The organism is Archangium sp., assembly GCF_036389735.1.
Taxonomy (GTDB): domain Bacteria; phylum Myxococcota; class Myxococcia; order Myxococcales; family Myxococcaceae; genus Archangium.
This window is the reverse complement of sequence record NZ_DASVWK010000543.1, coordinates 1-7,730: the sequence shown is the minus strand read 5'-3', so window position 1 is coordinate 7,730 and position 7,730 is coordinate 1. Positions and strand designations below refer to the sequence as shown.

5 protein-coding genes are annotated in these 7,730 nt (G+C 69.3%); 1 reads left to right on the top strand and 4 read right to left on the bottom strand.

Annotation, left to right across the window (positions count from 1 at the left end; all coding sequences use genetic code 11):
* A partial coding sequence (locus VF794_RS19055) for a CapA family protein (protein WP_331112406.1) occupies positions 1-606 on the top strand: 606 nt, incomplete at its 5' end.
* A 72-nt stretch (positions 607-678) separates the two neighbouring features.
* On the opposite strand, the gene VF794_RS19050 is transcribed toward VF794_RS19055, so the two are convergent.
* The 4 genes from VF794_RS19050 to VF794_RS19035 form a co-directional block, all read right to left on the bottom strand.
* Entirely contained in the window at positions 679-1,362 is a 684-nt protein-coding gene (locus VF794_RS19050) for a YARHG domain-containing protein (RefSeq protein WP_331112404.1), read from the bottom strand.
* 215 nt (positions 1,363-1,577) lie between these two features.
* The gene (locus VF794_RS19045) at positions 1,578-5,213 is read right to left on the bottom strand and encodes a two-component regulator propeller domain-containing protein (protein WP_331112403.1); all 3,636 of its coding nucleotides are present in this window, start codon (positions 5,211-5,213) and stop codon (positions 1,578-1,580) included.
* A 160-nt stretch (positions 5,214-5,373) separates the two neighbouring features.
* Positions 5,374-7,005, bottom strand: coding sequence for a S8 family serine peptidase (locus VF794_RS19040; protein ID WP_331112401.1), 1,632 nt, complete (start codon positions 7,003-7,005; stop codon positions 5,374-5,376).
* Between the two features lie 170 nt (positions 7,006-7,175).
* A partial coding sequence (locus tag VF794_RS19035) for an SDR family oxidoreductase (protein ID WP_331112400.1) occupies positions 7,176-7,730 on the bottom strand: 555 nt, incomplete at its 5' end.

Below are 7,730 nucleotides of genomic sequence, written 5' to 3'. Positions count from 1 at the left end.
CAGGGCAGGCGCGGGCTCGCGGAGACGGTTTCGCTGCTGCGCGCACGAGGCATCAAGGCGGCCACGGCCTCCACGGACGCGGTGCTGGAGCGCCAGGGCCGGAAGGTGCGCCTCCTCGCGCACGAGTTCCCGGAACTCTGGGCTCCCGAGGACGAGGCCTCGCTGGAGTCCCGGGTGCGCGAGGCACGCGAGACGGGCCCGGTCCTGGTCTCCCTGCACTGGGGCCACACGGGGGCGCTGCTGCCCTCGGAAGACCAGCGCCGGCTGGCGGCGAGGCTCATCGACGCGGGGGCCACGGCGGTGCTGGGGCACGGCCCGCACACGCCGCAGGGGATTGAACGGCGCGGGCGCGGCGTCATCGCGTACTCGCTGGGCAACCTCGCCTTCGCCTGCGGCTGCACGGACGAGCGCGATGCCTACGTGCTGCGCTTCCGCATCGACGAGGCGGGGGCGGCGGTGGACGTGGAGGCGTTGCCCCTCCAGGCCGGGCTGCGCGAGGCCCCCAGGCTCGCGGACGACCCGGGCGTGGCCCAGCTCCTGCGGAGCCTCTCGGAGGACCTCGGCAGCGAGGTGCGCCTGAAGGAAGGACGGGTGCTCATCCACTGACCGGAGGCTCCGGCGCGGCAGGTGCCGTCTTCGCTGTCTCGGTACCGCCCACCCGGGGCGGTCAGGGGCTCATCAAACCCCGGAGAGGTAGCCGGGGTCTGGTTCTTCCCTGCGCGAGGAGGGATCGGAGATGAGGAAGTCCTCGTCCTTCAGGGAGCCGCCGAGCTCCTGCTCCACCGACAGGATGAGCTTCACGTTGCGCAGGTCGTTCTTCGTGAGCCGCTTGTCCGTGTAGGCGGGGTCCTCCTTGTACCAGGGCATGTGGGCGAAGTGCTTGCGCAGCACCGGCGACTTGAACGGCCGCCCCCGGCGCGCGTAGATGGTGTTGCGCAGCGGGCGCAGGTCACGCAGCGACAGCTCGCGCAGATCCGTGAGGGAGAGCACCTCGTCCAGGGACTGCTGCACTGTCTTCCGCGAGGTGTCATCGGAGGCGAAGCTGCCCATGGCGCGGCTGAGCAGACCCAGCTCGATGCGCTCCTCGGGCGAGAGCCTGTCGAGGTCCGGCGTAGAGGGCTCTCGAGGGGATGAGTGGTGCGTGCAGTCCTTGGAGTTCCGGGCCGCCTCGCGGAAATCCATTGCCCAGGAGAGGGGGTCGCCGTCCTCGTCCTCGGTCTCGACCTTCAATTTGTACAGGTTGCAGGCGGGGATTTCGTTGTCCTCGTCATCCGTGTAGGTCGGAGCGTCGCCCCAGGCCTTGCCGGCCTTGGCCAGCAGCGTGTCCTGCATCTTCTCCAGTTGCTGGTAGGTGAAGCCCATCTCCTGCTTCGCGAAGAGCCGATGGTGTTGCGCATGATGGTCAGCTCGCTCAGCGAATACTCGCCCAGCGAGTAGCAGCCTGAATCATCCAACTCATTTCGCCGAGGGCTCCTTGGCGAGGGTGGGGCCCGAGATGACGAGCGTGGCCAGCACGAGGGCGCGCATGCGTGACACGATAGGCGAACGCGCTCGTGCCCGAACACCCCCTCTCCTTTTCACGCCGCCCCGCGTGACCGGGCCGCGAGCAATTCGCGCACGCGGGCGCGCAGGGCGTCCGGCTCGAAGGGCTTCTCCACGCAGGGCTGGCTCGTGGACTCCAGGAAGGTGCGAGCGGCCTGGGTGAAGGCGCCTCCGGTGAGGAAGAGCATCCGCTCGGCGAGGGCGGGGTTCTCCCGGGCGAGCGTCGCGTGCAGCTCCATGCCCGTCAGCTCCGGCATCATCAAGTCGCACAGGACGAGGTCGTAGTGCTCGCCGGAGCGCAGCCGCTCCAGGGCCTGCCTCGCGCTGGTGAAGGAGACGACCTCGTGCTCGCGCGAGAGCGTGCGCGCGAGGGTGGCGGCCACCAGCGGCTCGTCGTCGATGACCAGCAGCCGGCCACGCCCCGCTGGCGTGGGAGCAACGGGAGCGGGCCGCGTGGGAGTCTCCTCCTCCTCGGGGGCCGGGGGCAGGAACACCTCGAATGTGGTGCCGCTGCCGGGCTCGCTGCGCACGCGGATGTCGCCGCCCAGCTCCTGGATGAAGCTGTGGCAGATGGACAGCCCGAGCCCCGTGCCCTCTCCCACCTCCTTGGTGGTGAAGAAGGGCTCGAAGATGCGCGGGAGCACTTCGGGAGGGATGCCCATGCCGTTGTCGCTCACCGCGATGAAGGCCTGGCCCCGTGCGTCCCGGCCCGTGGTGAGACGGATTTCATTGTGAGGGGTGCGGCCCTCGGGAAGGGCTTGAGCGGCGTTGACGATGAGGTTGAGGAACACCTGGCCCAGCCGCGTCTCATCGGCGAGCACGGCCGGCGACAGGCCATACTCCTTCACCACCCGGGCGCGGTGGCGCACCAGTCCCTCCGCCAGGGTGAGGGACAGGTCGAGCACCCGGTTCACGTCCACCCGCTCCCGGCGCTCCTGCTTCGAGCGGGAGAAGATCTTGAGGTCCGCCACGATGCGGCGCACCCGGTCCGCACCCTGGAGTGCCTCGTCGAGCGCCTGTTGTGTCTCCTGCCACTGCTCGGGCTCCGCGTCTCGCGCCGCGGCGGTGCGGACCTCCCCGGCCACGAAGCGCAGGTTGGAGATGATGAAGGCGAGCGGGTTGTTGATCTCATGCCCGACGCCCGCGGCGAGCGTGCCGATCGCCGCCATCTTCTCCGAATGGACGAGCCGCTCCCGGGTGTCCTGGAGTTCCTGGAGGTGGGCCTTGAGGTCGGCGTTGAGGGAGGCCAGCTCTGCGGTGCGCTGCTCGACGCGCGCCTGCAACTCGCGCTCGCTGCGGCGGAGTTGGCGCAGGCGCAGCCACACCCCACCAACGAGGAGGAGGAGCAGGGCCAGGCCCACCGACACGCGGAAGAGGATCGTCTGGTGGAGGCGGGGGCTCAGGTAGAGCGTCACCTCCGCGCTCCGCGTCGCGCCATCTCCCTCCATGTCACTGGCCTCGACGCGGAAGCGGTAGGGCCCGGGTGGCAGGTGCGTGTAGTAGGCCACGCGTCTCTGTCCGGCCTGGACCCAGTCCGTGTCCACGCCCTCCAGTTGGTAGCGGAAGCGCAACCGCTGGGGCGCGTGCAGGCCCAGGGCCGTGTAGTGGAACTCGACCTGGCCCTCTCCGGTGGGGACGTGGTCGCGCTCCGAGGGGGGCACGGTCCGCCCATCCACCCGCACCTCCTCGACGAGCACCGGGGGAGGGGGAGGGGGCGTCTCCTCCCCGGTCGGGTCATAGGCGACGGCGCCCCGGATGGTGGGGAACCACAGGCGACCATCCCGGCTCCTCCACCCGGCGGGCGAGCCCGAGCCGTTGCACTCCTCCGAGCGCATCCCATCCTCCGGCCCGTAGACGTGCGAGGTGACGCGCTCGAGGCGGCCCTCGGCCACCGCGTCCAGCTCCTCCCGAGCGATGCGGAAGATGCCCTTGTTGCAGCTCATCCAGAGATTGCCGCGTGCGTCGGGGAGTATCTGGAAGATGCGGTCGTCGAAGAGTCCCTGGGCGACGGAGAAGCGCGTGAAGCGCCCCTCCTTCCAGCGGAACAGGCCCTCGTCGGTGCCAATCCAGAGCGCGCCGGTGCCATCCTCGTGGAGCGCCTGGATCTCACTGTCCATGGGGTCGTCCTCCGGCGCCACCGGGAGGATTCGGCCCTCGAGGAGATGGGCGAGGCCACCGCCGCTGGTGCCCACCCAGACGCCTCCCGCGGCGCTGCCCTGCAGCAGGGTGATGGACAAGCCGGGCAGCCCGTCGCGCCGGGTGAGGACCTCGAAGTGCTTGCCGTTCCACCGCGCCAGCCCGGTCCGGGTGCCCACCCAGAGGGTGCCTCGAGCGTCCTCGTACACGACGCGCACCGAGCCGTCGGGCAACCCCTGGGCGAAGCTGAACGAGGTGATGGTGCCCTCGTGCCAGCGGCTGATGCCGCGCTGCGTGCCGAACCAGAGGCCGCCGTCCCGCCCCTCGGCGAGGGTGCGTACCCGGTCGTGCGCGAGCCCGTCGCGCGTGCTCCAGGTCGTCATCCGACCGTCGCGCCACCGGGTGACGCCGCCCCCCAGGGTGGCGAACCAGAGGCTCCCGTCGCGCGTCTCCAGGACGGCGGCCACCATCTCGTCGGCCAGGCCCTCAGGGGAGCCATACGGGGTGAAGGGCGCGTCCTTGAGTCGGTGGAGCCCTCCGCCCTCCGTGCCCACCCAGACGTTGCCCTCGGCGTCCTCCAGCAAGGCGCTGATGCTGTTGCTCAGCAGCCCCTGCGAGGCCTGCAGGAGCGAGCGCTGGCCGCGCGCCACGCGGAGCAGCCCGCTGCCCATGCCGCCCACCCACAGGCTTCCCTGGCGGTCCACCTGCAGGATGGTGGCGGCGCTGCCCGGCAGGCTCGCCTCGGGTACCCGGCGGAACAGGCCCTCCCGCAGCCGGAACACCTCCCCGTCGTCCGTGGAGGCCCAGAGGGTGCCCTCCCGGTCGAACGCCAGGGCGTGCACCACGGTATGCGGGCCCTCGAAGGGGACGAGCGCTCCCCATTCCTCGCCCTCCCATCGCTGCACCCCCGCGCGGGTGCTCACCCAGAGGGCTCCGTTCGGCGCCTCGGTGATGTCCGTCACGACGTCATGGGCGAGCCCATTCCGGGTCGTCCAGGAGCGCCACTGGCCCTCGGAGAGCCGCCGCAGCCCGTGGCCATGCGTGCCGATCCAGAGGCTCCCATCGCGGGTGGCCACCAGGTCACGCAGGTCGCGCAGGCCGATGCCCTCCGGTGGGTGGACGGAGAAAAAGCGCCCCTCCCGCATCCTCGTGAGCCCTTCGGCCAGGCCGATCCACAGGGTGCCATCCCGGGTGACCGCGAGGCTGCGGATGGAGCGGCCCGGGAGGGCGGGGGTGTTGCTCTTGTCGAAGACGGTGAAGCGCACCCCGTCGAAGCGCACCAGCCCTTCCCACGTCCCACCCCAGAGGTAGCCATCCGGCGTCTGCGCGAGCGCCAGGATGCTGTTTTGCGGCAGCCCGTCCGCCGTCTGCCAGACGCGGCGGGGGTACTGGGACAGCGCCTTGTCCGGCTCCAGGGCCACGGCGCTCCCGGCGCTCCCCAGGAGGCTGGCGAGCACGAGCACCGCGAGCGCGAGCACGCGAGGAGGACAGAGGTCATGCCCGCGAGCGCGCAGGCTCCTGGAATTCAGGCTCATGGGGCATGGGCCCGAGCATGGGGCACCGGGCGAGTGGAGCTTAGTAGCGCCCCCTGGTCCGAAGAAAGCCCGGAGCGACGCGTCCATCAGCCGCTCCTCCCTGAACAGCGGCTGATGGACTTCGCGTCAGTTCGCAATAGACGTCACGAACATGTGCTCATCACTGCCACCACCTGTAGATGTAGTTGCGCAGGCCCTCGTAGACCCAGTTGCCCCCGCCGCCGCCCAGATCGTTCCAGTTCGTGGTGTAGAAGTGGTCTCCGTTGCCGGTGTTGTAATAGCGGTAGAGGGGATAGGTGTCCCAGGCTGATGCGGTCGGCACGTAGCCGGTCACCCCTTCGTAGACCCAGTCGCCGCCGCCTCCGCCCAGCTCACTCCAGCTCGGCGTGTAGAAGTGGTCTCCGGTGCGCTTGTTGTAATAGCGGTAGAAGGGCGCGGTGCCCGCGACCGGCCCCGCCACCACGAAGCCCGTGAGTCCCTCGTAGGTCCAGTTGCCGCCGCCTCCGCCCAGCTCGTACCAGTTGCTGGTGTAGAAATGATCCCCGGTGCTGGAGTTGTAGTAGCGGTAGAGTTCCTGACGCCGCGTCGCCATGGGCAGCCGCGAGTACAGCAAGCGATTGGGAGAGCCCGCCCCGAGGCCCTTCACCACGTCGGGGGTGGTGTATCCGCGCACCAGTTCGGCCACCTGTGACGCCGAGGCCATCGGATTGTTTTGGAGGAACAGCGCGGCGACCCCCGCCACGTGCGGTGCGGCCATCGAGGTGCCGCTCATCTCCGTCACTCCGCCGTTGAGGGACGCGGAGGTGATGCCCACGCCAGGGGCGAACAGGTCCACGCAGCCGCCGAAGTTGGAGAACGAGGCCATCCAGTCGTCACTGGCGGTGGCTCCCACCGTGAGCGCGTTGGGCGTGCGCGCGGGGGACCTGCCGCAGGCGTCCATGCTGTCATTGCCCGCGGCGACGGCATAAACGACGCCTCGGGCGATGGAGCGCTGGACCGCATCATCCGCCGCCTGGTTGCCGCCACCGCTCAAGCTCATGTTGGCCACCGCCGGCTTGATGTGATTGCCGGTCACCCAGTCGACGCCAGCGATGACCTGCGACCAGGAGCCCTCGCCATTGCAGTCGAAAACCCGGACCGAGTGGAGCCGCGCTTTCTTGGCCACGCCCCACGTGGCCCCGCCCACCGTGCCGGCGACGTGCGTCCCATGTCCATCACAGTCATCCGCGCCCCAGCCATCGTTGACCGCGGTGAAGTCCCTCGTGGCGCGTCCCTCGAAATCCGGATGGCTGGTGCGGATGCCCGAGTCAATGATGTAGACATTCACGCCGTTGCCGGTGGCGTCGTAGGTGTAGGTTGCATCGAAGGCCATCGACTCGCGCTGATCGAGCCGGTCCAGGCCCCACGTCGCCCCGAGTTGGCCGGCGGTCGTGCTGGCCATGCCATCCTCCACCACATAGGCCACCTCGGGACTCTGGGCCAGGGCTCGGGCCTGGGCCTCGTCGCCGAGCGCCACGAAGCCACTCAGGGCATGCTGGTAGGTGCGTTCCATGCCCATGCCATGACGTGAGGCCAGGGTCCGCATGGCCTCGGCCGTCACGAGGCCAGGCGCCACACCGCGTGACTCCTTCAGCACCACGATATAGCGCCCGGCGATGGCGTCCTTCGTGCGCAGGAAGCTCCCGGTTGTGGCCAGCGCCTCCTCCTGGCCCGGCACCTCGATGGCTTCCAACCCACCACCACACGCCGTCAGCCCCAGACATGCCAAGACCCGCCAGCCGCTGAACTTCATATCCCTCTCCTCCCATGGAAAACGAGATGAACGGGAAAGAATCATGCTGTTCGGTATCTCGGGTCAAGCCTCCAAACTGGAAAGAACTGTTTCCCAGGTTTCGCGACGGACGCCAATCCTCAAGTCCTGGGCCTGGCGGTACCGCTGCCAGGCCCGGAGGCGCCGTTTCGTCACCACTGGGTGTGGCGGTAATCCTTGAAGAAGTTGCCCCACGCGTACTGGCCCGTGTTCTCCGAGGTCATGACGGGATCCACCACGCGCGCCGCGCCGTCGACGATGTCCAGCGGCGGCTGGAAGTCGAGCTCCTGCTGCTTGCGCTCCGCGTGCATCGCCGGGTCCTCATCGGTGACCCAGCCGGTGTCCACCGCGTTCATGAAGATGCCGTCCTTCGCGTAGTCGGGCGCGGAGGTCAGGGTCATCATGTTCAGCGCGGCCTTGGCCATGTTCGTGTGGGGATGCTTGTCCGTCTTCGTCCCGCGCGAGAAGCTGCCCTCCATCGCGGAGACGTTCACGATGTGGCCGGGCGTGGAGCGGTCGCGCATCATCAGCGGCTTGAGCTTCCCGCAGAGGATGAAGGGCGCCACCGCGTTCACCAGGTGGACCTCCAGCATCTCGGCCGTCGAAACGTCCGCGAGCTTCATCCGCCAGGAGTTCATCTCCCGCAGGTCCACCTGCTGCAGGTCCGCGTCCAGCCTTCCCTTGGGGAAGAGGGCGCTCGTGTCGCC